The sequence below is a fragment of the Klebsiella spallanzanii genome (assembly GCF_902158555.1).
GTDB classification, from domain to species: Bacteria; Pseudomonadota; Gammaproteobacteria; order Enterobacterales; family Enterobacteriaceae; genus Klebsiella; species Klebsiella spallanzanii.
This window is the reverse complement of the sequence record NZ_CABGGS010000001.1, coordinates 365,865-388,485: the sequence shown is the minus strand read 5'-3', so window position 1 is coordinate 388,485 and position 22,621 is coordinate 365,865. Positions and strand designations below refer to the sequence as shown.

The 22,621-nt window shown below is 53.1% G+C and carries 23 protein-coding genes and 5 tRNA genes; 21 read left to right on the top strand and 7 right to left on the bottom strand.

The window, feature by feature from the left end; genetic code table 11:
- Positions 1–5 precede the first annotated feature (5 nt).
- The 16 genes from cydX (at position 6) to pnuC (ending at position 9,226) form a co-directional block, all read left to right on the top strand.
- Positions 6–119 (top strand): cytochrome bd-I oxidase subunit CydX, encoded by a 114-nt coding sequence (gene cydX, locus FN082_RS01975; protein WP_004100325.1) that lies wholly within the window; start codon positions 6–8, stop codon positions 117–119.
- Positions 119–409 carry a cyd operon protein YbgE gene (ybgE, locus tag FN082_RS01970; protein WP_004100327.1) on the top strand — a complete coding sequence of 97 codons (291 nt, stop codon included), beginning with the start codon at positions 119–121 and terminating at the stop codon, positions 407–409. The genes cydX and ybgE overlap by 1 nt, the downstream gene beginning before the upstream one ends.
- A 149-nt stretch (positions 410–558) precedes the next feature.
- Positions 559–963 carry a tol-pal system-associated acyl-CoA thioesterase gene (gene ybgC, locus FN082_RS01965; protein WP_110276825.1) on the top strand — a complete coding sequence of 135 codons (405 nt, stop codon included), beginning with the start codon at positions 559–561 and terminating at the stop codon, positions 961–963.
- Positions 960–1,652 (top strand): Tol-Pal system protein TolQ, encoded by a 693-nt coding sequence (tolQ, locus tag FN082_RS01960; protein ID WP_014228456.1) that lies wholly within the window; start codon positions 960–962, stop codon positions 1,650–1,652. The genes ybgC and tolQ overlap by 4 nt, the downstream gene beginning before the upstream one ends.
- A 3-nt stretch (positions 1,653–1,655) precedes the next feature.
- Positions 1,656–2,084 (top strand): colicin uptake protein TolR, encoded by a 429-nt coding sequence (tolR, locus tag FN082_RS01955; RefSeq protein WP_004100333.1) that lies wholly within the window; start codon positions 1,656–1,658, stop codon positions 2,082–2,084.
- A 104-nt stretch (positions 2,085–2,188) separates the two neighbouring features.
- Positions 2,189–3,514, top strand: a complete 1,326-nt coding sequence (gene tolA / locus FN082_RS01950) for a cell envelope integrity protein TolA (RefSeq protein ID WP_142461928.1) — start codon at positions 2,189–2,191, stop codon at positions 3,512–3,514.
- A gap of 128 nt (positions 3,515–3,642) precedes the next feature.
- Complete coding sequence (gene tolB, locus FN082_RS01945; protein WP_139538887.1) at positions 3,643–4,935, top strand: Tol-Pal system beta propeller repeat protein TolB; 1,293 nt, start codon at positions 3,643–3,645, stop codon at positions 4,933–4,935.
- Positions 4,936–4,969: 34 nt separating this feature from the next.
- The gene (gene pal, locus FN082_RS01940) at positions 4,970–5,494 is read left to right on the top strand and encodes a peptidoglycan-associated lipoprotein Pal (protein WP_004100337.1); all 525 of its coding nucleotides are present in this window, start codon (positions 4,970–4,972) and stop codon (positions 5,492–5,494) included.
- Positions 5,495–5,503: 9 nt separating this feature from the next.
- Positions 5,504–6,289, top strand: coding sequence for a cell division protein CpoB (gene cpoB, locus FN082_RS01935; RefSeq protein ID WP_139538746.1), 786 nt, complete (start codon positions 5,504–5,506; stop codon positions 6,287–6,289).
- Between the two features lie 162 nt (positions 6,290–6,451).
- Positions 6,452–6,527: transfer RNA gene (locus FN082_RS01930), tRNA-Lys, on the top strand.
- A gap of 26 nt (positions 6,528–6,553) precedes the next feature.
- Positions 6,554–6,629: transfer RNA gene (locus FN082_RS01925), tRNA-Val, on the top strand.
- A 3-nt stretch (positions 6,630–6,632) separates the two neighbouring features.
- A tRNA-Lys gene (locus tag FN082_RS01920) sits at positions 6,633–6,708 on the top strand.
- 144 nt (positions 6,709–6,852) lie between these two features.
- A tRNA-Lys gene (locus tag FN082_RS01915) sits at positions 6,853–6,928 on the top strand.
- A gap of 132 nt (positions 6,929–7,060) precedes the next feature.
- Positions 7,061–7,136: transfer RNA gene (locus tag FN082_RS01910), tRNA-Lys, on the top strand.
- A 291-nt stretch (positions 7,137–7,427) separates the two neighbouring features.
- The gene (gene nadA, locus FN082_RS01905; RefSeq protein ID WP_139538747.1) at positions 7,428–8,471 is read left to right on the top strand and encodes a quinolinate synthase NadA; all 1,044 of its coding nucleotides are present in this window, start codon (positions 7,428–7,430) and stop codon (positions 8,469–8,471) included.
- A 35-nt stretch (positions 8,472–8,506) separates the two neighbouring features.
- Positions 8,507–9,226, top strand: coding sequence for a nicotinamide riboside transporter PnuC (pnuC, locus tag FN082_RS01900; protein WP_139538748.1), 720 nt, complete (start codon positions 8,507–8,509; stop codon positions 9,224–9,226).
- Here the strand turns inward: pnuC and zitB are convergent.
- Complete coding sequence (gene zitB / locus FN082_RS01895; protein ID WP_142981053.1) at positions 9,223–10,167, bottom strand: CDF family zinc transporter ZitB; 945 nt, start codon at positions 10,165–10,167, stop codon at positions 9,223–9,225. The genes pnuC and zitB overlap by 4 nt on opposite strands.
- 117 nt (positions 10,168–10,284) lie before the next feature.
- The gene (locus FN082_RS01890) at positions 10,285–10,656 is read right to left on the bottom strand and encodes a YbgS-like family protein (RefSeq protein ID WP_142981052.1); all 372 of its coding nucleotides are present in this window, start codon (positions 10,654–10,656) and stop codon (positions 10,285–10,287) included.
- Positions 10,657–10,971: 315 nt separating this feature from the next.
- Here FN082_RS01890 and aroG point away from each other — a divergent pair, with 315 nt between their 5' ends.
- The 5 genes from aroG (at position 10,972) to FN082_RS01865 (ending at position 17,226) form a co-directional block, all read left to right on the top strand.
- A complete protein-coding gene (gene aroG / locus FN082_RS01885; protein WP_110276815.1) occupies positions 10,972–12,024 on the top strand; it encodes a 3-deoxy-7-phosphoheptulonate synthase AroG in 1,053 nt (350 codons plus the stop codon).
- A 268-nt stretch (positions 12,025–12,292) separates the two neighbouring features.
- Entirely contained in the window at positions 12,293–14,368 is a 2,076-nt protein-coding gene (locus FN082_RS01880; protein ID WP_235891720.1) for a TonB-dependent receptor, read from the top strand.
- 10 nt (positions 14,369–14,378) lie between these two features.
- Positions 14,379–15,365: an ABC transporter substrate-binding protein gene (locus FN082_RS01875; protein WP_142981051.1), complete on the top strand. Its 987-nt coding sequence runs from the start codon at positions 14,379–14,381 to the stop codon at positions 15,363–15,365.
- 20 nt (positions 15,366–15,385) lie between these two features.
- Positions 15,386–16,453 carry a FecCD family ABC transporter permease gene (locus tag FN082_RS01870; RefSeq protein ID WP_139538754.1) on the top strand — a complete coding sequence of 356 codons (1,068 nt, stop codon included), beginning with the start codon at positions 15,386–15,388 and terminating at the stop codon, positions 16,451–16,453.
- Positions 16,450–17,226 (top strand): ABC transporter ATP-binding protein, encoded by a 777-nt coding sequence (locus FN082_RS01865; RefSeq protein WP_142981050.1) that lies wholly within the window; start codon positions 16,450–16,452, stop codon positions 17,224–17,226. The genes FN082_RS01870 and FN082_RS01865 overlap by 4 nt, the downstream gene beginning before the upstream one ends.
- A 36-nt stretch (positions 17,227–17,262) precedes the next feature.
- Here FN082_RS01865 and gpmA read toward each other — a convergent pair whose 3' ends face one another.
- The 5 genes from gpmA to galE all read right to left on the bottom strand — a co-directional run bounded on the left by gpmA (position 17,263) and on the right by galE (position 22,480).
- Entirely contained in the window at positions 17,263–18,015 is a 753-nt protein-coding gene (gene gpmA / locus FN082_RS01860) for a 2,3-diphosphoglycerate-dependent phosphoglycerate mutase (protein WP_004100351.1), read from the bottom strand.
- Between the two features lie 204 nt (positions 18,016–18,219).
- Complete coding sequence (gene galM, locus FN082_RS01855) at positions 18,220–19,263, bottom strand: galactose-1-epimerase (protein WP_142981049.1); 1,044 nt, start codon at positions 19,261–19,263, stop codon at positions 18,220–18,222.
- A complete protein-coding gene (gene galK / locus FN082_RS01850) occupies positions 19,257–20,405 on the bottom strand; it encodes a galactokinase (protein ID WP_142461920.1) in 1,149 nt (382 codons plus the stop codon). Before galK ends, galM begins: the two co-directional genes overlap by 7 nt.
- 2 nt (positions 20,406–20,407) lie before the next feature.
- The gene (gene galT, locus FN082_RS01845) at positions 20,408–21,454 is read right to left on the bottom strand and encodes a galactose-1-phosphate uridylyltransferase (protein ID WP_142461919.1); all 1,047 of its coding nucleotides are present in this window, start codon (positions 21,452–21,454) and stop codon (positions 20,408–20,410) included.
- 9 nt (positions 21,455–21,463) lie between these two features.
- Positions 21,464–22,480 (bottom strand): UDP-glucose 4-epimerase GalE, encoded by a 1,017-nt coding sequence (gene galE, locus FN082_RS01840; RefSeq protein WP_112214444.1) that lies wholly within the window; start codon positions 22,478–22,480, stop codon positions 21,464–21,466.
- Positions 22,481–22,621 lie beyond the last annotated feature (141 nt).

The window sequence follows — 22,621 nt, the reverse complement described above, 5'->3', positions numbered from 1 at the left end:
TATATATGTGGTATTTCGCATGGATTTTGGGAACGCTTCTTGCCTGTGCCTTTGGGGTGATTACCGCGCTTGCGCTTGAGCACGTGGAAGCCACCAAAGCAGGTAAAGAAGAACACTGATGAGTATTATCGCGACCCTTTACGCGATAATGGACAAGCGCCCGTTAAGGGCGCTTTCCTTATTGATGGCGCTGGCGTTAGCGGGCTGCATCTTCTGGGATCCGTCGCGCTTTGCGGCAAAAACCAGCGAGCTGGAGATCTGGCACGGCTTCTTGCTGATGTGGGCGGTTTGTACCGGTGTTATCCACGGCGTGGGCTTCCGTCCGCGCGCCATTCACTGGCAGGGAATTTTTTGTCCACTTATCGCTGATATTGTGCTCGTTTTGGGCCTGTTTTTTTTCTTCTTTTGAATAAGAAATCTCTGTTAACCATATGGGCTTGCATAAGCCCATAAAAATTTACTCGTCGTTTACTTTCCCCCATTCCAAACCACGATTCCCGCGCGTATAGTAGCGAAGTTTGAAAGCACTAACCTTTTGTTGCATTACCGGGATGTAAAGTGAATACAACGCTGTTTCGATGGCCGGTTCGGGTCTATTACGAAGACACCGACGCCGGTGGTGTGGTTTACCACGCCAGCTACGTCGCTTTTTATGAAAGAGCACGCACAGAGATGCTGCGCCACCATCACTTCAGCCAACAGGTTTTGCTGGCTGAACGAGTTGCCTTCGTGGTTCGCAAAATGACTCTGGAATATTTTGCGCCCGCCAGACTCGACGACATGCTCGAAATCCAGACGGAGATCACCTCAATGCGAGGCACTTCCCTGGTTTTCACGCAGCGAATCGTCAACGCCGAGAACGTCGTTTTGAATGAAGCTGAGGTTCTTATCGTGTGCGTTGATCCACTCTTAATGAAGCCTCGTGCGCTTCCCAAGTCTATTGTCGCGGAGTTTAAGCAGTGACTGAGATGAATATCCTTGATTTGTTCCTGAAGGCGAGCCTTCTGGTTAAACTTATCATGTTGATTTTAGTTTGTTTTTCCATCGCCTCCTGGGCCATCATTATTCAGAGAACGCGTATTCTCAACTCGGCATCGCGTGAAGCCGAAGCGTTTGAAGATAAATTCTGGTCCGGTATTGAGCTTTCTCGTCTGTATCAGGAAAGCCAGGGCCGTCGCGATAATTTGACCGGTTCGGAACAAATCTTCTACAGCGGTTTCAAAGAATTTGCCCGCCTGCATCGTGCGAACAGCCATGCGCCGGAAGCAATTGTCGAAGGGGCATCGCGCGCCATGCGTATTTCGATGAACCGCGAGCTGGAAACCCTGGAGACGCATATTCCGTTCCTCGGCACGGTCGGTTCTATCAGCCCGTATATCGGCCTGTTTGGTACCGTGTGGGGGATCATGCACGCCTTTATCGCGCTAGGTGCGGTAAAACAAGCGACGTTGCAAATGGTTGCGCCGGGCATCGCAGAAGCGCTGATCGCGACCGCAATCGGTCTATTTGCCGCTATTCCGGCGGTCATGGCCTATAACCGCCTGAACCAGCGCGTGAACAAACTTGAGCTGAACTACGACAACTTTATGGAAGAGTTCACCGCCATTCTGCACCGTCAGGCGTTTACCAGCAGCGAAAGCAATAAGGGGTAAGCCATGGCCAGAGCACGTGGACGCGGGCGTCGCGAACTGAAGTCCGAGATCAACATCGTTCCGCTGCTGGATGTCCTGTTGGTGTTGTTGCTGATCTTTATGGCGACAGCGCCGATCATTACGCAGAGCGTGGAGGTCGACCTGCCGGACGCAACGGAATCACAGGCGGTGAAAAGCAACGATGAACCGCCGGTGATCGTTGAGGTTTCCGGAGTAGGGCAGTACAACGTGAAAATTGGCCCGGAAACGCTGTCGCAGCTGCCGCCGGAGCAGGTTATTGCCGAAGCCAGGCGTCGACTTGAAGCGAATGAGAAAACGGTATTCCTGATCGGTGGTGCCAAAGAGGTACCTTACGATGAGATTATTAAAGCGCTTAACCTGTTGCATAGCGCAGGGGTTAAATCGGTTGGCTTGATGACTAAGCCGATCTAATCGCTCGGAGTATGCACGCCCGCCAGGATGTCGGCTTTTGGACGAAACCGTCTTATAGCTGGCGTTATTAACGGGAACAGGCGAACAGTTTTTGGGAACCGATAGTGTCAAAGGCAACCGAACAAAACGACAAGCTTAAACGAGCGATCATAGTTTCAGTCGCGCTGCATATCGTATTGATAGCGCTGCTGATATGGAGTTCGTTTGACGAGCATCTGGACGCTTCAGCCGGCGGTGGCGGCGGTTCTTCTATAGATGCGGTAATGGTCGATCCGGGAGCGGTTGTGAATAATTACAACCGCCAACAGCAACAGCAGGCCAGCGCCCGTCGTGCTGCCGAGCAGCGTGAAAAGCAGGCTCAGCAGCAGGCGGAAGAGCTACGTGAGAAACAGGCCGCCGAGCAGGAACGGCTGAAACAGCTGGAACAGGATCGTCTGCAGGCGCAGGAAGCGGCTAAAGAAGCAAAAGAACAGCAGAAACAGGCTGAGGAAGCTGCTGCGAAAGCTGCCGCTGCGGCAAAGGCTAAAGCAGACGCTCAGGCGAAAGAGGCGCAGGAAGCTGCCGCCAAAGCCGCTGCGGATGCGAAAGCAAAGGCTGATGCTCAGGCTAAACTAGCCGAAGCGGCTGCAGCAAAAGCGGCGGCTGATGCGAAAAAACAGGCAGAAGCGGAAGCCGCGAAAGCAGCCGCGGACGCACAGAAGAAAGCCGAAGCCGATGCGGCGAAGAAAGCTCAGCAAGAAGCCGAGAAGAAAGCGCAGCAGCAGGCAGAGAAGAAAGCTCAACAGGAAGCGGCTAAACAGGCAGCTGCTGAAAAAGCTGCCGCCGAAAAAGCGGCAGAAAAAGCCGCTGCGCAGAAAGCTGCTGCCGAGAAAGCGGCAGCCGATAAAGCCGCCGCAGCGGAAAAAGCCGCAGCTGAGAAAGCCGCCGCAGCGAAAGCCGCTGCCGCAGAAAAGGCTGCCGCCGATAAAGCAGCGAAAGCCGCTGCTGCTAAGGCCGCAGCCGCGAAGAAAGCCGCTGCTGCAAAAGAGGCTAACGGCGTTGACGATCTTCTCGGCGACCTGAGCTCTGGTAAGAATGCGCCGAAAGGTAACACTAGCGGTAGCGCTGGAGGCTCTGCACCTGCTAAAGGAAGTAAGCAGGGGCAGGGTGGGGCATCTCAGGCTGAGATTAACAGCTATATTTCACAGGTTCAGGCTGCGATTAAAGGTCATCTCTACGACTGGGATACCTATAAGGGCAAAACCTGTACTTTACGTGTGAATCTGGCTCAGGATGGAACGCTGTTAAGTGTGAAATCGGAAGGCGGCGATCCGGCGTTCTGTCAGCAAATGCTGGCGGCAACGAGCCGAATGACGAAGTTCCCTAAACCGCCGTCGCAGGCTGTTTATGAAACATTCAAAAATGCGCCACTGGACTTCAAACCTCAGTGATAGTTTTCCCCGTTCCGACGGGGAAAACAAACTTCGGTAGTCCCAGGGTTTTGGTAGTTTTGTGTATTTGAGTTTGTTAACATTCTGCTAAATTATCGTGGGCTTTCCGCCTGGATAAGGGAGATATGATGAAGCAGGCATTACGAGTAGCATTTGGTTTTTTAATGCTGTGGGCGGCAGTGCTGCACGCAGAAGTACGTATCGAGATTACCCAAGGGGTTGACTCGGCACGCCCAATCGGCGTTGTGCCGTTCCAGTGGGCGGGGCAGGGTGCTGCGCCGGAAGATGTGGGTGGTATTGTGGCGGCTGACCTGCGTAACAGCGGCAAGTTTAATCCGCTCGATCGCTCTCGCCTGCCTCAGCAGCCGGGCAGCGCTCAGGAAGTGCAGCCTGCGGCATGGTCTGCGCTCGGTGTTGATGCCGTTGTCGTCGGCCAGGTTACGCAAAACCCGGACGGTTCCTATAACGTGGCCTACCAGCTGGTTGATACCGGCGGTGCGCCGGGTACCGTGCTTGCTCAGAACTCATTTAAAGTCACTAAACAGTATCTGCGCTATGCCGCGCATGCTGCCAGCGACGCGGTATTTGAGAAGCTGACCGGTATCAAGGGCGCTTTCCGTACCCGTATCGCCTACGTTGTGCAGACCAACGGTGGTCAGTTCCCGTATGAGCTGCGCGTATCTGACTACGATGGCTACAACCAGTTCCTCGTTCACCGTTCCACCCAGCCGCTGATGTCTCCGGCCTGGTCTCCGGATGGCGCTAAGCTGGCCTATGTAACCTTTGAAAGCGGTCGTTCTGCGCTGGTCGTCCAGACGCTGGCTAACGGCTCTGTTCGTCAGATTGCTTCGTTCCCGCAGCATAACGGCGCGCCGTCGTTCTCTCCGGATGGTAGCAAACTGGCCTTCGCCCTGTCGAAAACCGGTAGCCTGAACCTGTACGTCATGGATCTGGGCTCTGGTCAGATTCGCCAGGTGACCAACGGTCGCAGCAACAACACCGAACCAAGCTGGTTCCCGGATAGCCAGAACCTGGCCTTTACTTCCGACCAGGCCGGTCGTCCACAGGTGTATAAAGTCAATATTAATGGCGGCACGCCGCAGCGTATTACTTGGGAAGGTTCACAAAACCAGGACGCGGACGTGAGCGCAGATGGTAAAACTATGGTAATGGTAAGCTCGGCCGGTGGTCAGCAGCACATTGCCAAACAAGATCTGGAAGCGGGTGGTGTGCAGGTTCTGTCATCAACGTTTTTAGATGAAACGCCGAGTCTGGCACCTAACGGCACTATGGTAATCTACAGCTCTTCTCAGGGGATGGGATCCGTGCTGAATCTGGTTTCTACAGATGGGCGTTTCAAAGCGCGTCTTCCGGCAACTGATGGACAGGTAAAATCACCTGCCTGGTCGCCGTATCTGTGATAATAAATAATTGATTATTAAAGGAATCAAAGAAATGCAACTGAACAAAGTGCTGAAAGGGCTGTTGATCGCTCTGCCGGTTATGGCAATCGCAGCGTGTTCTTCTAACAAGAACGCCAGCAACGACCAGAGCGGTGAAGGCATGCTGGGTGCCGGCACTGGTATGGACGGTAACGCTAACGGCGGCAACATGTCTTCCGAAGAGCAGGCTCGTCTGCAGATGCAACAGCTGCAGCAGAACAATATCGTTTACTTCGATCTGGACAAATACGATATCCGTTCTGACTTCGCTGCAATGCTGGACGCGCACGCTAACTTCCTGCGTAGCAACCCATCCTACAAAGTGACCGTAGAAGGTCATGCGGATGAGCGTGGTACTCCGGAATACAACATCGCTCTGGGTGAGCGTCGTGCTAACGCCGTTAAGATGTATCTGCAGGGCAAAGGTGTTTCTGCCGACCAGATCTCCATCGTTTCTTACGGTAAAGAAAAACCTGCAGTACTGGGCCACGACGAAGCGGCTTACGCCAAAAACCGTCGCGCCGTACTGGTTTACTAAGAGAATTGCATGAGCAGTAACTTCAGACATCATCTGTTGAGTCTGTCGTTACTGGTTGGCATAGCGGCCCCCTGGGCCGCTTTTGCTCAGGCGCCAATCAGTAGTGTCGGCTCAGGCTCGGTCGAAGACCGCGTCACTCAACTCGAGCGTATTTCCAATGCTCACAGCCAGCTTTTAACCCAACTCCAGCAGCAACTCTCCGATAATCAGTCCGATATTGATTCCCTGCGCGGTCAAATCCAGGAAAGCCAGTATCAGCTGAATCAGGTTGTTGAACGCCAGAAGCAGATCCTGCTGCAGATCGACGGTCTGAGCAGTGGCGGCGGTGCGACGGGAGCGCAAACGCAGGCATCTGCGGGCGATCAGGGGGCTACGGCGACTGCGCCAGCGGCTTCGTCAGGCGCGCCGGTGCAGACTGGCGATGCGAATACCGATTACAATGCGGCTATCGCGCTGGTGAAGGATTCTTCCCGCCAGGAAGATGCGATTGCTGCCTTTCAGAACTTCGTTAAAAAGTACCCTGACTCAACGTATCAACCGAATGCCAACTATTGGCTCGGTCAGTTGAATTACAACAAGGGTAAAAAAGACGATGCCGCGTATTATTTCGCTTCCGTGGTGAAGAACTACCCAAAATCCCCGAAGGCACCCGATGCGATGTTTAAAGTCGGCGTGATCATGCAGGACAAAGGCGATACTGCAAAAGCGAAAGCAGTTTACCAGCAGGTTGTCAGTAAATTTCCTGGCACCGATGGCGCCAAACAAGCGCAAAAGCGTCTTAGCGCACTCGGATGATTATGGCATGACCAGAAATCGCGTTATTTCTGGTCTTGTCGCATGAATCCTAAGCAGTTAAGCGATCTTTATCTAAATTGTTGTTGCGCTGAATTCTGAAATCAGTAATATATGCCGCCGTTGCCAAGGGATATCGAACAAGCCCAAAGCGGCGAAAATAGTGGGTCGTTAGCTCAGTTGGTAGAGCAGTTGACTTTTAATCAATTGGTCGCAGGTTCGAATCCTGCACGACCCACCACTAAAAGCAGTATCCAGCGTAGTATCGGGTGATTAGCTCAGCTGGGAGAGCACCTCCCTTACAAGGAGGGGGTCGGCGGTTCGATCCCGTCATCACCCACCACTCGGGTCGTTAGCTCAGTTGGTAGAGCAGTTGACTTTTAATCAATTGGTCGCAGGTTCGAATCCTGCACGACCCACCAATTTAACATCAAACTCAGATGTTAAACGTGAAGGATAACGTTGCATCAGCAACGGCCCGTAGGGCGAGCGAAAGCGAGTCATCCTGCACGACCCACCAATTTCGATTGGTGACGAGTGAAGAAAGATTCAGGAAGTACCCGAGCGGGTCGTTAGCTCAGTTGGTAGAGCAGTTGACTTTTAATCAATTGGTCGCAGGTTCGAATCCTGCACGACCCACCAATGCTTAGGTAAGCACTGGTAGTAAGCGTGAAGGATAACGTTACGTTAGTAACGGCCCGTAGGGCGAGGCGAAGCCGAGTCATCCTGCACGACCCACCATCCTGAATACTTCAAGCAGTAAAATCCCGCAAGGGGTCGTTAGCTCAGTTGGTAGAGCAGTTGACTTTTAATCAATTGGTCGCAGGTTCGAATCCTGCACGACCCACCAATGTAAAAAAGCGCCCTAAAGGCGCTTTTTTGCTATCCAGCCTTTCCTCAAGTACCACATTATCCAATGTTGCGCTATTCCACCTTGGTGCCTTGCATCTTGCACAGGCCGGTAGCCCGGACAGATGCGCAGCATCGCCTCCGGGAAATGCTGGCTAAGTAATAAAATACCTCACGACATTTTCCGTACAATCGGCTATCTTGTTTAGCATATAAAACACCATGGCCGATTAATGCCTTTTTACAGGCTGATTACGGTCTGAAAGTTAAGCCAGCGAAACGAGACTGCAAGATGAGCGTAATGTTTGACCCGGAAGCGGCGATTTATCCTTTTCCGCCGAAGCCAATGCCGTTAAGCCGCGATGAGAAGCACTTCTATCGTGAAAAGATTAAACGCCTGCTGCGCGAGCGCGATGCGGTGATGGTTGCCCATTACTACACCGACCCGGAAATTCAGCAACTGGCTGAGGAGACCGGCGGCTGTATCTCGGATTCCCTGGAGATGGCTCGGTTCGGCGCTCGTCACTCTGCTTCAACGTTGCTGGTTGCCGGAGTGCGCTTTATGGGGGAAACGGCAAAAATCCTCAGTCCGGAAAAAACCATCCTGATGCCCACGCTGCATGCCGAGTGTTCTCTCGACCTGGGCTGCCCGATTGAGGAGTTTAGCGCCTTCTGCGATGCTCACCCGGATCGTACCGTGGTGGTCTATGCCAATACTTCTGCGGCGGTTAAGGCTCGTGCTGACTGGGTTGTAACCTCCAGTATTGCGGTCGAACTCATTGAGCATCTTGATAGCATGGGCGAAAAAATCATCTGGGCACCGGACCGCCATTTGGGCAGCTACGTCCAAAAACAGACTGGTGCTGATGTGCTGTGCTGGCAGGGGGCTTGCATTGTTCATGATGAATTCAAAACTCAAGCGCTGGCAAGAATGAAAGCCCTTTATCCTGATGCGGCGGTGCTGGTTCACCCTGAATCACCACAGGCGATTGTCGATATGGCCGATGCGGTGGGTTCAACAAGTCAGTTAATCAATGCGGCTAAAACGCTATCGCAGAAGCAGCTAATAGTGGCCACAGACCGCGGTATTTTCTACAAAATGCAGCAGGCGGTACCGGAGAAAGAGCTGTTGGAAGCGCCTACGGCTGGCGAAGGGGCAACCTGCCGCAGCTGCGCGCATTGTCCGTGGATGGCGATGAACGGCTTGAAGGCAATTGCTGAAGGGCTGGAGAAAGGAGGTGCTGAACATGAAATTCATGTTGATGAACATCTGCGTACCGGGGCGTTGGTCCCGCTGAACAGAATGCTCGATTTTGCGGCTACACTTCGGGGATAACTCATTACTGCGTCACAGTACGCTCTGGGGAAAAGATGGATTTTTTTAGTACGCAGAACATATTAGTGCACATACCCATTGGCACCGGTGGGTACGATCTATCGTGGATTGAAGCGGTTGGCACCGTCGCCGGTCTTTTATGCATCTGGTTGGCAAGCCTGGAGAAGATCAGCAACTATGCATTTGGGCTGATCAATGTGACTTTGTTCGCCATTATCTTCTTCCAGATTCAGCTCTACGCAAGCCTTTTGCTGCAGGTCTTTTTCTTCGCGGCCAACGTCTACGGCTGGTACGCCTGGTCACGGCAAACCAGTGATAATCAGGCGGAGCTGCAAATCCGCTGGTTGCCGCTGCCGAAAGCGTTGGGTTGGCTGGTTGCCTGCGTGGCGGCGATTGGCTTGATGACGGTATTTATTAACCCTGTCTTTGCGTTTCTGACGCGGATTGCCGTCGCGCTGATGCAGATGCTGGGTTTACAGGTTGCAATGCCGGAACTACAGCCAGATGCCTTCCCATTCTGGGACTCTTGCATGATGGTGTTGTCGATTGCGGCGATGATTCTGATGACGCGTAAATATGTTGAGAACTGGCTGCTGTGGGTGATTATCAACGTCATTAGCGTGGTTATTTTTGCCCTTCAGGGCGTCTACGCAATGTCGCTGGAATATCTGCTTTTGACATTCATTGCGCTCAACGGCAGTCGAATGTGGATTAACAGCGCGCGTGAGCGCGGCTCTCACGCGTTTTCTCGCTAGTGGTGGTGGTGATGTTCATGCCCGGCGTGCGTCATGTTAAGACGGCACTCCGGGCCGTTACAAGGCTGATATTCCATCTGTACCGTAACGTGTTCAATCTCATATTTATGCTGTAAGAAATGTAGAATGCGCTCCAGCAGGCCGTCGTGATCGTGCGGCGGCACTACCTGAACATGCAGCGTCATCACCGTTTTCTCACCCACCAGCCAGGCATGAACATGATGAACGTCGCGCACTTCCGGTATTGAGCGGCGTAAGTCGCGCTTGAGTGCATCGACATCAAGCGAACGCGGCGTACCTTCCAGAAGTTCATTGATACTCTCCTGAAGCAAACGCCAGGCACTACGCAAAACCAAACACGATACCAGCACGGAGAGAATCGGGTCGATAGGCGTCCAGCCGGTGGTAAGAATCACTATTGCGGCGATTATCGCTCCGACGGAACCGAGTATATCCCCTAGTACGTGCAGAGCGGCGGCCCGCACGTTGAGGTTACGTTCCTCATCGCCGCGATGCAGGATCCAGAATGCCAGGATATTGGCCAACAACCCGGCAACGGCGATGATCATCATCGTTTTACCGGCAACCGGTTGAGGATGATGAAAGCGCTGGATGGCCTCCCAGACGATCAGGATGGTAATTACCACCAGGGCGATTGCGTTGAGAAATGCCGCCAGCGTGGTCAGCCGCAGCCAACCAAAAGTGTGGCGGGTATTCGGCGGACGGCGGGCAAAGTGAATGGCTAAAAAAGCGAATAGCAAAGCTGCCGCGTCGGTAAGCATATGCCCGGCATCGGCCAGCAGTGCCAACGAGCCTGAGAGCAGTCCGCCAACGACCTCAACCAGCATAAATCCGGCGGTTATACAGAACGCCAGCAGCAGGCGGCGAGCATTATTATCTTCAGGTTGTTGAGCAGGAGTATGCGAGTGTGAGTGCCCCATGGCGCCATCCCTACGTTATTATTTTCCCTATTACTTTATGACAACATCGCGCTTTTAGTTTAACAAAATGCAAAAGGAGAGCCTGAGCTCTCCTTAATTATCAACATCACACGACAATTATTGGGTGGTGCCGTCAGTTTTACTGGCATCGCCCTGGCCGATTTTTTTATCGGTATCCGGGCAACGACCATCTTTACACATCGAGTTTTTATGCACTTCATCGCTCGACATGCCGTCATGGTTCATATTTGAGCCATCGGGGTGGAGCATAGTGCCGCCGGTATTGCCGGAACCAGTATTAATGTTGCCGTTGTCCACATTGTTAGGCGCTACGTTCTCCCGTGCGTCAGGTGCGACCTGTCCGGCATCGGCTGCCGAGTTGGCCTGCCCGTTATTAGATTGCGCGCCAGCATCGGCGGCAATAACCGCGCCGCTAGCCAGGCTCAGGGTTGCTGCGAGGAAAAGGCTAGTAAGTTTGTTCGTTTTCATTAGATGCTCCTGTCATGGTCGATTTGTCGGACAACGCTTCCAACAGTGCATTTTTCCGAGGTTTAACTGGCGATAGTTGAAGGCTCGGTATCAGCGAACGGCATTAATATATAATGCTGAATGCTAAAGAAAATTAAGTTCTAACAGTTAAAAATTGTAGTTTATGGCCATCATTTCGCTACTTTATGGTCGAATTTAGCCTAATTCCAGGAGTATTCTGTCGGTGCTGTAAAATCATGTTTACACTTTTTGACTGAAGAGATAGATTGGAGGGATTGCATTTAACTAGATAAGTATGGCAACGCTGGAAATAAGATGAATTATCAGAACGACGATTTACGCATTAAAGAGATCAACGAATTATTACCTCCCGTTGCGCTCCTGGAAAAATTCCCTGCTACCGAAAATGCTGCGAATACCGTCGCGCATGCTCGCAAAGCAATCCATCAGATCCTGAAAGGCAATGACGATCGCCTGCTGGTGGTGATTGGGCCATGTTCTATTCACGATCCGGCGGCGGCAAAAGAGTACGCTGAACGTCTGCTCAAGCTCCGTGAAGAGCTAAAAGGCGAGCTGGAAATCGTGATGCGCGTTTATTTTGAGAAACCGCGCACCACCGTGGGGTGGAAAGGGCTGATTAACGATCCGCATATGGATAACAGCTTCCGCATCAATGATGGTCTGCGTATTGCGCGTAAGCTGCTGCTGGATATCAACGACAGCGGGCTGCCTGCTGCCGGGGAATTCCTCGATATGATCACCCCGCAGTATCTTGCCGATCTGATGAGCTGGGGAGCGATTGGCGCGCGTACCACTGAGTCTCAGGTGCATCGCGAACTCTCTTCCGGCCTCTCTTGCCCGGTTGGTTTCAAAAACGGTACCGACGGGACGATTAAAGTCGCGATTGACGCGATTAATGCTGCCGGTGCGCCGCACTGCTTCCTGTCGGTGACCAAGTGGGGCCATTCGGCTATCGTGAACACCAGCGGTAACAGCGATTGCCATATCATCCTGCGCGGCGGTAAAGAGCCAAACTATAGCGCGCAGCACGTCGCTGAAGTGAAGGTTGGGCTGGCGAAAGCGGGTCTTCCTGCTCAGATCATGATCGATTTTAGTCATGCCAACTCCAGCAAGCAGTTTAAAAAGCAGATGGATGTCGGCGTGGACGTGTGTCAACAGGTTGCTGGTGGCGAACAGTCGATTATGGGCGTGATGATTGAGAGCCACCTGGTGGAAGGTAATCAGAACCTCGAGAGCGGCGAGCCCCTGACCTACGGCAAAAGTATTACCGATGCCTGTATTGGCTGGGAAGACACCGATGTTATCCTGCGTCAACTGGCGGATGCGGTAAAAGCGCGTCGCGGCTAGCTGAAGCATTTTCTAGGTCAAAAAAACCGGCTAATGAAGCCGGTTTTTTTGTATTTAATTTTCTTTAATCACAAAGGGTTAATTCCGCGTTTAAAACTTTTGAGATGATTGAAATCAAATTTTTACATATTTGTCGATCGTAATATAAATTTTTACATAACGACAGATATTCATTATGCATAAACCTATCCAACTGGCATCTTTATTTCCTTTACTCCTTACTCTGACACCACAAAGCACCTTTGCTGCCGCCTCCCCGGAAGAGGTCATGGTTGTGACCAGCAAGCTTTCAGGTAATTCGACGCATGCTGAATCAGGCTCCGGATTCAAAACAAATGATATTGATATCGGACCGCTGGGAAACAGAAGTTGGGTCGAAACGCCGTATTCCACAACGACCGTCACCAAAGAAATGATTGAAAATCAGCAGGCGCACAGCGTGAGCGAATTGCTGAAGTATTCCCCCAGCACGCAAATGCAGGCGCGAGGCGGAATGGATGTTGGCAGACCGCAAAGCCGGGGTATGCAGGGTAGTGTTGTCGCGAATAGCCGACTTGATGGCTTAAATATTGTCTCCACAACGGCATTTCCGGTCGAAATGCTTGAGCGACTGGACGTTCTTAATAGCTTAACCGGGGCGCTTTATGGCCCGGCAAGCCCGGCAGGACAGTTTAATTTTGTGGCTAAACGTCCTACACAAGAGACACTACGCAAAGTTACCCTGGGTTATCAAAGTCGTAGCGCCTTCACCGGTCACGCTGATTTAGGCGGACATTTCGATGATGAAAACCGCTTTGGCTATCGCGTCAACGTTTTGAACCAGGAAGGTGAGGGTAACCTGGATGACAGTACGCTGCGTCGTAAACTGCTTTCCGTTGCTTTGGACTGGAATATTCAACCGGGAACTCAGCTGCAGCTGGATGCCAGCCATTATGAGTTTATTCAAAAGGGATATCCGGGAAGCTTTAGTTACGGTCCCGGTATCAAACTGCCTTCCGCACCCGATGGGAAAAATAAGAACCTCGCGCTAAGTACCGCCGGTAATGACCTGACGACCGACACCGTGAGCACGCGACTGATTCATTATTTCAATGATGACTGGTCATTGACAGCAGGGGTGGGCTGGCAGCAGGCGGACCGCGCAATGCGTAGCGTTTCCAGCAAAATAATCAATAATCAGGGCGATATCAGCCGTTCAATGAAAGACTCCACGGCGGCGGGACGTTTCCGGGTGTTGAGCAATACCGCGACGTTAAGCGGGCATGTGGATACGGGCTCTATCGGTCATGATATTGCGCTCTCGACTACCGGTTACGTCTGGTCGATCTATGGCGCAAAAGGGACCGGAGCGACGTATAACTGGGGAACGACCAATATGTATCATCCGTCGGAAATGTACGAACAGGGTGATGGCAAAATCAACACTAACGGCTCGCGCTATAAATCCAGTGTTAATACTCAGCAGAGCATTACGATTGGGGATACCGTGACGCTGACGCCGAAGTGGTCCGCTATGTTCTACCTCAGTCAGAGTTGGATCCAGTCAAAAAATTACGATAAAAGCGGTGACAAAACGGCTCAAATTGATGAAAACGGCCTGAGTCCGAATGCGGCGGTAATGTATAAAATTACGCCGAATGTGATGGCCTATGTGAGCTATGCAGAATCTCTGGAGCAGGGAGGAACGGCGCCGACGAACAGCGATGTTAAAAATGCCGGACAAACCCTCGACCCATATCGTAGTAAACAGTATGAGATGGGGCTAAAAGCCGATATAGCGGGGATGAACCTTGGTGCGGCGCTGTTTCGCCTCGAGCGCCCTTTTGCATACGTAGATCCTAATGACAATGTGTATAAAGATCAGGGGAACCAGGTCAACAACGGGCTGGAACTCACCGCATCCGGCAACCTCTGGCAAGGGCTGAACATCTATAGCGGCGTAACGTTCCTCAATCCGAAACTGAAAGATACCGTCAGCGATTCCACCAGCGATAAGCAGGTTGTTGGTGTACCTAAAGTGCAGGCAAACCTGCTGGCGGAATACAGTTTACCGTCCATGCCGCAGTGGGTTTATAGCGCGAACGTTCATTATACCGGGAAACGCGCGGCTAACGACACCAACACCGCGTGGGCCAGCAGTTATACCACGTGGGATCTAGGTACTCGTTACACTACCAAAATCAACAACCTGCCGACGACCTTCCGTGTGGCCGTGAATAACGTGTTCGACAAGCATTATTGGGCATCAATTTTCCCGTCAGGTACCGATGGTGATAATGGCTCGCCGAGCGCTTTTATTGGCAGCGGGCGAGAGGTGCGCGCCACTGTAACCTTTGATTTTTAAGGGGTAAGTGATGATGTTCAATCGTGTTTTCGCGGTTCTGGTCTGGCTGGTTGCGGGAGGTGTGTTTGCTGCACAACCGCACAGCGACGTTCGCATCGCTTCACCGTGGCCTGCGCAGAATACCATCATTACCATGCTGGGCTATGGCGATAACATCGTCGGTACGTCGATGGTCGCCAAAAAGATCCCGTTGTTTCGTCAGAGTTTGCCGCGCATTGATGATGTTGCTGCTGTAAGTGTGAATAGTGGCCATGAACTTGATCCTGAGCAGATTATTTCATTGGGTACTCAACTGCTGTTTGTGCCGAAATCGATGACCGTGCCGAAACAAGCTCTGCTTGAGCAGGCAGGCGTGCGGGTTTTGGCCTTTGAAGCCAACTCAATGCCGGCTCTAACCTCAAGGATTCAAAAAACGGCAGATGTGCTGGGGCCTGATGCTCAGGAAAAGGCGAAACGCTACCAGCACTATTTTGAGCACAATGTAGCGCTGGTGAAAGAGCGCCTGAAAGATGTGCCGCCAAATGAGCGTGTTGCGGTGTATCACAGTATGGGAAACCCGCTGACCACAACCGGAAAACCATCGCTTAACCAGGACTGGATGGAGCTTGCTGGCGCAAGGAACATTGCTGAAAACTGGTTTACGAATAAACCGAATCGAGCCGGGGAAGTACCGCTTGAGCGAATTGTTGCGGCGAATCCAGCCGTTATCGTGGCGATGAATAAGCGCGATGCTGATACGATTATGACCTCTCCTCAGTGGTCACAGGTTGATGCGGTACTCAACCATCGTGTTTACGTGAATCCGAAAGGGATGTTCTGGTGGTGTAGGGAAACCAGCGAGGAGGCCATGCAGTTCCTCTGGTTGGCTAAAATGCTCTACCCCCAGCGCTTTGCCGATGTGGATATGAATCTGGAAACGCGTCATTTTTATCAGCAATTTTTTGGCATAACGCTCAATGATGCGCAGATTAACGATGTGCTCAACCCGCCGAAATAGGCCGACCTCGAAGGATTGTTATGTCGCAACCTACTGATGACAGGTCGTTAGTGTCGATTAGCCGTCGTTATCGCCTGATCGTACGCAAACGGCTACTGTTGGCGCTAGGGATAGCGCTGGCAATTATCGTGTCGCTGCTGTTGGACTTTACATTTGGTCCGGCGGGCTTGTCTCTTACTGAACTCTGGCAAAGCCTTTTACATCCGGCGAGCGTCAGTCCTGGGACGCGGATTATTGTCTGGCAGATCCGTTTACCTTATGCGCTGATGGCGCTGTTAGTGGGTATGGCGCTTGGTCTGGCGGGTGCTGAAATGCAAACTATCCTGAATAACCCGCTGGCCAGCCCATTCACTCTTGGGGTGTCATCCGCGGCGGCATTCGGCGCTGCGTTAGCCATTATATTGGGGATTAGCATTCCTGGAGTGCCCCCATCGTGGGCTATTCCGGCGAATGCGTTTGCTTTTGCCTTATTGTCCGCATTGCTGCTGGACGGTATTACCCGCTGGACCCGCGTCGCCACCTCCGGGGTGGTGCTGTTTGGTATTGCTCTGGTTTTTACCTTTAATGCCCTGGTGTCGATGATGCAGTTTATTGCCGATGAAGACACTTTGCAGGGACTGGTGTTCTGGACGATGGGCAGTCTGGCGCGAGCATCATGGGAGAAATTGCTCACCCTGGCGCTGGCGTTTGTTATTGTCATGCTGTGGTCAATGCGTAGCGCCTGGCAGCTTACGGCACTGCGTCTCGGGGAAGATCGCGCCATGAGTTTTGGCATTGATGTACGCCGCCTGCGTTTATCTTCGTTGCTGCGTATTAGCTTGCTGTCGGCGCTATCGGTTGCATTTGTCGGTCCGATTGGTTTTATCGGGCTTGTAGCGCCGCATATTGCGCGCATGCTATTTGGTGAAGACCATCGCTTTTTTCTACCCGGTAGCGTGTTGACCGGTGGGCTGGTGCTTTCACTGGCTTCTATTGCGTCTAAGAATATTTTTCCTGGCATTATTATTCCCGTCGGAATCGTTACCTCGTTAGTTGGTGTACCGTTTTTCCTGAGCATTATTGTGCGCCATCGCGGGAGTATGTCATGAGCGGCTTGAGCCTTCGGGGAATCAACGCCGGGTACCTTAAAAGGCCGATGATCCGCAATCTGAATATTTCAGAACTCCCTTGCGGAAAAATTACTGTTCTTTTGGGGCCAAATGGCTGCGGGAAATCGACTTTGCTACGTTCATTGGCCGGGCTGAACAAAGCGTATGGCGAAGTGCTATTGGCAGGAGAAAACCTGCTGTCGCTATCTTTTGCCGAACGCGCAAAGAAAGTGGTGTTTTTACCGCAGTCGCTGCCGCAGGGCGTCCACCTACAAGTACTGGAATCGGTTGTTGTCGCTCAGCGCGCATCGGGAGATCGGGAGCCTCGCCACAGAGAAGCACAGGCTCTGACATTGCTGGATCAGCTTGGTATTGCTCATTTATCGTTGCGCTATCTTGACCAGCTCTCCGGCGGCCAGCGGCAGCTAGTAGGGCTTGCGCAATCGCTAATCCACCATCCGCAGCTGTTATTGCTGGATGAACCTCTTAGTGCGCTAGACCTGAATTATCAGTTTCATGTGATGGATTTAATTGCAAGGGAGACCCGAGCGCGAAATATGGTCACGCTGGTTGTGGTGCATGATATCAACATCGCTTTGCAGCATGGTGAACATGTTTTGATGCTTAAAGAAGGGGAGTTGGTGGCGAGCGGTGCGCCGGAGGCGGTCATTACTGCTGAAAATCTAGCGGAAGTGTTCAATGTGCGAAGTCGAGTGGAGCGCTGTTCCCTGGGAAGGTCACAAGTGATTCTGGACGGGGTTATCAGGGTATAGAAGCTACCGGATAGCCTGAGCTATCCGGTAAATTAATTACTTCGCTTTGCCCTGGTTGGCAACGGCAGCCGCTTTTGCAGCGATTTCGTCGGCATTGCCCAGATAGTAGTGTTTGATAGGTTTGAAGTTTTCGTCGAACTCATACACCAGCGGTACGCCAGTCGGGATATTCAGTTCGAGGATCTCGGCTTCGCCCATGTTGTCGAGGTACTTCACCAGCGCACGCAGGGAGTTACCGTGAGCGGCGATAATCACGCGCTCACCGCTTTTCAGGCGCGGCAGAATGGTTTCGTTCCAGTAAGGCACAACGCGGTCGATAGTCAGCGCCAGGCTTTCGGTAGTTGGCAGTTCTGCATCGGTCAGTTTTGCGTAGCGCGGATCGTGGCCCGGATAGCGCTCATCGTCTTTGGTCAGCTCCGGCGGCGTTACCGCAAAGCCACGACGCCACTGCTTAACCTGCTCGTCACCGTATTTTTCAGCGGTTTCTGCTTTGTTCAGACCCTGCAGCGCACCGTAATGACGCTCGTTCAGTTTCCAGGATTTCTCAACCGGCAGCCAGGCCTGATCCAGCTCATCCAGTACGTTCCACAGGGTGTGGATGGCACGTTTCAGCACAGAGGTATAAGCAAAATCGAAGCTGAAGCCTTCTTCTTTCAGCAGCTTACCGGCTGCTTTTGCTTCACCAACGCCTTTTTCAGACAGGTCAACGTCATACCAACCGGTGAAACGGTTTTCGTTATTCCATTGGCTTTCGCCGTGACGAACGAGTACCAGCTTAGTTACAGCCATTCTCTTACTCCTCAAGCTTTATTTGAATGATAACAATTCTCATTATATTGCTGTGATTTACCTCACGGCAATGCTTATCCCTAACCATAGCGAAAATAGTGGCTCAGTGTAAGGTGCTTGTAAAACAGAGGTTATGTTTTTGTCTGTAAGTGGCGTATTTTTCAGCGAAAGGATAAAAAAACCCTCCATCAGGAGGGCTGGGGATTATTTGGCAATAAACTGATATTCCGTCAGGCTGACGTACTCTTCGCCGGGGCGCAGAACGCAATCTGGCTGCGGCCATTCCGGGTGGTTCGGTGAATCCGGCAGGAACTCGCTCTCCAGCGCCAGACCCTGCCAGTCATCGTACGGTTGCCCTGTACGCGACGGCGTGCCGCCCAGATAGTTGCCGGAGTAGAATTGCAGGGCCGGCGCGGAGGTATAAACCGTCATCTGTAGCTTTTTATCCTCCGACCAGACGTGAGCCGCCGGGCTGCTGGCGTTGCCCAGCGCCTGGAGCAGGAAGGCGTGGTCGTAACCTTTCACTTTCTGCTGGTCTTCGTCGCGCAAGAAATCGTCCGCCAGTACCTTCGGCGTACGGAAATCGAAGCTGGTGAGGGTGGCGTTTTGTAAATCGCCTCCCGGAATACCGTCGCTTTCTACAGGTAGATAAGCATCGGCAAAGATTTGCAGCGTATGGTTGCGCACGTCGCTCTGCACACCATCCAGGTTGAAATAGACGTGGTTGGTCAAATTCACCGGACAGGGCTGGTCAACGGTGGCGCGATACTCGATAGAGATCCGGTTATCGTCGGTCAGGCGGTAGTGCGCCGTTGCCGTCAGATTGCCGGGAAATCCCTGATCGCCATCGTGAGAGGAGAGCGAAAACAGCGCGTGGCGAGCGTCGGCGCTAACAATTTGCCAGCGGCGCTTATCAAAACCTTCTGGGCCGCCGTGTAGCTGGTGGCCAGCCTCGTTGGACGGCGTCAGGTTGACGATGCGGCCATCAAGGGGAAAGCGGCTGTTGGCGATTCGGTTAGCGTAACGGCCGACGGAAGCGCCGAGATAAGCGGCCTGGCGCGTATAGTCGCCAGGGGTCGCGCAGCCGAGCAGCGCTTCTCGTTCGCTACCGTCAGCCAGCGTCACTTTAGCTGAGAGCAGCGTGGCGCCCCAGTCCATCACGGTGACCGTCATCCCCGCGCCGTTACGCAGGGTGAGAATATTCCACGGCTGGCCGTCCGGCGCCAGCTCCGTTGTTTGGTTTAGCATTGTCCAGCTCCCTGAGACGGCTTGCAGACGTAGAAAGTCTCTTTAATACCGGTTTTTGCTTCGTACTCTTTAGCAACGGCCTGCTGCACGGTATCGACCAGATCTTCCGGCATCAGCGCGACAATACAGCCGCCGAAACCGCCGCCGGTCATGCGGACACCACCTTTATCGCCGATGGTCGCTTTGACGATCTCCACCAGGGTATCAATCTGCGGTACGGTAATTTCAAAATCATCGCGCATTGAGGCGTGAGATTCCGCCATCAGTTCGCCCATTCGCAGCAGATCGCCTTTTTCCAGCGCCGTGGCGGCTTCCACGGTACGGGCGTTTTCAGTCAGCACGTGGCGAACGCGTTTGGCGACAACCGGATCAAGCTCGTGGGCGACAGCGTTGAACTCAGCCAGAGTGACATCACGCAGAGCGGGCTGCTGGAAAAAGCGAGCGCCGGTTTCGCACTGTTCGCGGCGGGTGTTGTACTCGCTGCCGACCAGTGTGCGTTTAAAGTTACTGTTGATAATTACCACCGCGACGCCTTTTGGCATCGAGACTGCTTTAGTCCCTAAGGAGCGGCAGTCGATCAGCAGCGCGTGGTCTTTTTTACCGAGTGCGGAGATGAGCTGGTCCATGATGCCGCAGTTGCAGCCAACGAACTGGTTTTCCGCTTCCTGACCGTTCAGCGCAATCTGCGCGCCGTCGAGGGGCAGGTGATAAAGCTGCTGGAACACGGTACCGACGGCGACTTCCAGTGAAGCCGAGGAGCTTAGTCCTGCGCCCTGCGGCACGTTACCGCTGATGACCAGGTCTGCGCCGCCGAAGTTGTTATTCCGCTGCTGGAGATGTTTAACCACGCCGCGAACATAGTTTGACCACTGCTGGGTATCGTGGCGGGTAATCTGCGAGTCCAGAGAGAACTCATCGGTCTGATTGTCGTAATCGGCGGCAATCACCCGCACGATACGATCGTCACGTGGCGAGCAGCTGATGACCGTCTGGTAATCAATTGCGCAGGGCAGCACGAACCCATCGTTATAGTCGGTATGTTCGCCGATCAGGTTAACGCGGCCAGGGGCCTGGATAACGTGGCTGGCCGGATAGCCAAACTTTTCAGCAAACAGGGCTTGGGTTTTCTCTTTCAGACTCATGGTTATACTCCGGATTCGCGAAAATGGACGTCGCTCACAGCGCGCAGACGTTCGGCGGCCTGCTCGGCCGTCAGGTCACGCTGGGTTTCAGCCAGCATTTCATAGCCGACCATAAATTTGCGCACCGTGGCGGAGCGCAGCAGCGGCGGATAAAAATGCGCATGCAGTTGCCAGTGATTATTCTCTTCATCGTTAAACGGCGCGCCGTGCCAGCCCATCGAGTAGGGGAATGAGCACTGGAACAGGTTGTCGTAACGGCTGGTCAGCTTTTTCAACGCCAGAGCAAGGTCGCTGCGCTGGTCGTCGGTTAAATCGGTCAGGCGCCGGATGTGCGCTTTCGGTAGCAGCAGGGTTTCAAATGGCCACGCTGCCCAGTAGGGGACCACGGCGAGCCAGTGTTCGGTCTCGACGATGGTGCGGCTACCGTCGGCCAATTCGCGCTGCGCATAATCCACCAGCATCGGCGCGCCGTGCTCGGTGAAGTAGTCTTTTTGCAGACGGTCTTCGCGCTCCGCTTCGTTAGGCAGGAAGCTGTTTGCCCATACCTGGCCATGCGGATGCGGGTTGGAGCAGCCCATCGCTGCTCCTTTGTTCTCAAAGACCTGGACCCACGGATAGGTTTTTCCGAGGTCCGCGGTCTGTTCCTGCCACGTTTTAACCACGCCTTCCAGCGCTTCAACGCTCAGTTCCGGCAGCGTTTTGCTGTGGTCTGGCGAGAAGCAGATGACCCGGCTGGTGCCGCGGGCGCTCTGACAGCGCATTAGCGGGTCGTCGCTTTCCGGGGCGTCAGGGGTGTCGGTCATCAAAGCCGCAAAGTCATTGGTAAAAACAAACGTACCGGTGTAGTTCGGGTTAGTGTCACCGGTGACGCGGGTATTACCCGGGCACAGGAAGCAGTCCGGATCGTGCGCGGGCAACGTTTGCTTTGCCGGCGTTTCCTGCGCCCCCTGCCAGGGGCGCTTGGCGCGATGCGGAGAAACCAGAATCCACTGCCCGGTTAACGGGTTATAACGACGATGTGGATGGTCGACGGGGTTAAATACGCTCATGAAGGTTCCTTAGTCTGGATAACCCTGCGGATGACGGGACTGCCAGTGCCAGGTGTCCTGCGCCATTTCGTCAAGGTTGCGCGTCACGCGCCAGTTCAGATCGCGATCGGCCTTTTCAGCGTCCGCCCAGTAGGCCGGGAGGTCGCCGTCGCGGCGTGGCGCGAAGTGGTAGTTAATCGGTTTACCGCAGGCTTTGCTGAAGGCATTGACCACGTCAAGCACGCTGCTGCCGACGCCTGCGCCAAGGTTGTAGATATGCACGCCTGCTTTATCAGCCAGTTTTTCCATTGCCGCGACGTGACCGTCGGCAAGGTCCATGACGTGAATATAGTCACGAACGCCAGTGCCATCTTCGGTCGGGTAATCGTTACCGAAGACCGCCAGCGATTCGCGACGACCAACGGCAACCTGCGCAATGTATGGCATCAGGTTGTTCGGGATGCCCTGCGGATCTTCCCCCATGTCGCCCGACGGATGCGCGCCGACCGGGTTGAAGTAGCGCAGCAGCGCGATGCTCCAGTCCGGCTGCGCTTTTTGCAGGTCCGTCAGGATCTGCTCAACCATCAGCTTGCTTTTGCCATATGGGCTCTGCGGAGTGCCGGTCGGGAAACTTTCAACATAAGGAATTTTGGGCTGGTCGCCGTAGACGGTGGCGGAGGAGCTAAAAATGAAGTTTTTAACGCCAGCTGCCCGCATAGCGGAAACTAATTTCAGCGTGCCGGTTACGTTATTGTCGTAGTATTCCAGCGGTTTGGCGACGGACTCTCCGACGGCTTTCAGACCGGCGAAATGGATCACGGCTTCAATCGCGTGATCGTGGAGAATTTCCGTCATCAGCGCTTCATTACGAATATCGCCTTCGACAAAGGTGGCGCTTTTCCCGCCGAGACGTTCAATGACCGGCAATACGCTGCGCTTACTGTTGCAGAGATTGTCGAGAATAATCACTTCATGTCCCTGCAGTAGCAGTTGAACGCAGGTGTGACTTCCAATGTAACCGCTACCACCTGTAACCAGTACTTTCATGATTCGCTCCAATAGGCTTATCGTGTGAGAAGAAGATAGCATACCAAAGATGTGAAAAGTGTGACACAGGCCAAATTGGTGGAATCGTTTACACTAAAAATTTCAATTGCCAAATTTAATATTTTTTATTTTAAAAACAGG

Coding starts and splice junctions, on each gene's coding strand:
- cydX (WP_004100325.1), top strand. CDS start 6: ATGTGGTATTTCGCATGGATTTTGGGAACGCTTCTTGCCTGTGCCTTT.
- ybgE (WP_004100327.1), top strand. CDS start 119: ATGAGTATTATCGCGACCCTTTACGCGATAATGGACAAGCGCCCGTTA.
- tolR (WP_004100333.1), top strand. CDS start 1,656: ATGGCCAGAGCACGTGGACGCGGGCGTCGCGAACTGAAGTCCGAGATC.
- tolB (WP_139538887.1), top strand. CDS start 3,643: ATGAAGCAGGCATTACGAGTAGCATTTGGTTTTTTAATGCTGTGGGCG.
- pal (WP_004100337.1), top strand. CDS start 4,970: ATGCAACTGAACAAAGTGCTGAAAGGGCTGTTGATCGCTCTGCCGGTT.
- cpoB (WP_139538746.1), top strand. CDS start 5,504: ATGAGCAGTAACTTCAGACATCATCTGTTGAGTCTGTCGTTACTGGTT.
- nadA (WP_139538747.1), top strand. CDS start 7,428: ATGAGCGTAATGTTTGACCCGGAAGCGGCGATTTATCCTTTTCCGCCG.
- pnuC (WP_139538748.1), top strand. CDS start 8,507: ATGGATTTTTTTAGTACGCAGAACATATTAGTGCACATACCCATTGGC.
- zitB (WP_142981053.1), bottom strand. CDS start 10,167: ATGGGGCACTCACACTCGCATACTCCTGCTCAACAACCTGAAGATAAT.
- FN082_RS01890 (WP_142981052.1), bottom strand. CDS start 10,656: ATGAAAACGAACAAACTTACTAGCCTTTTCCTCGCAGCAACCCTGAGC.
- aroG (WP_110276815.1), top strand. CDS start 10,972: ATGAATTATCAGAACGACGATTTACGCATTAAAGAGATCAACGAATTA.
- FN082_RS01880 (WP_235891720.1), top strand. CDS start 12,293: ATGGTTGTGACCAGCAAGCTTTCAGGTAATTCGACGCATGCTGAATCA.
- FN082_RS01875 (WP_142981051.1), top strand. CDS start 14,379: ATGATGTTCAATCGTGTTTTCGCGGTTCTGGTCTGGCTGGTTGCGGGA.
- FN082_RS01870 (WP_139538754.1), top strand. CDS start 15,386: ATGTCGCAACCTACTGATGACAGGTCGTTAGTGTCGATTAGCCGTCGT.
- FN082_RS01865 (WP_142981050.1), top strand. CDS start 16,450: ATGAGCGGCTTGAGCCTTCGGGGAATCAACGCCGGGTACCTTAAAAGG.
- gpmA (WP_004100351.1), bottom strand. CDS start 18,015: ATGGCTGTAACTAAGCTGGTACTCGTTCGTCACGGCGAAAGCCAATGG.
- galM (WP_142981049.1), bottom strand. CDS start 19,263: ATGCTAAACCAAACAACGGAGCTGGCGCCGGACGGCCAGCCGTGGAAT.
- galK (WP_142461920.1), bottom strand. CDS start 20,405: ATGAGTCTGAAAGAGAAAACCCAAGCCCTGTTTGCTGAAAAGTTTGGC.
- galT (WP_142461919.1), bottom strand. CDS start 21,454: ATGAGCGTATTTAACCCCGTCGACCATCCACATCGTCGTTATAACCCG.
- galE (WP_112214444.1), bottom strand. CDS start 22,480: ATGAAAGTACTGGTTACAGGTGGTAGCGGTTACATTGGAAGTCACACC.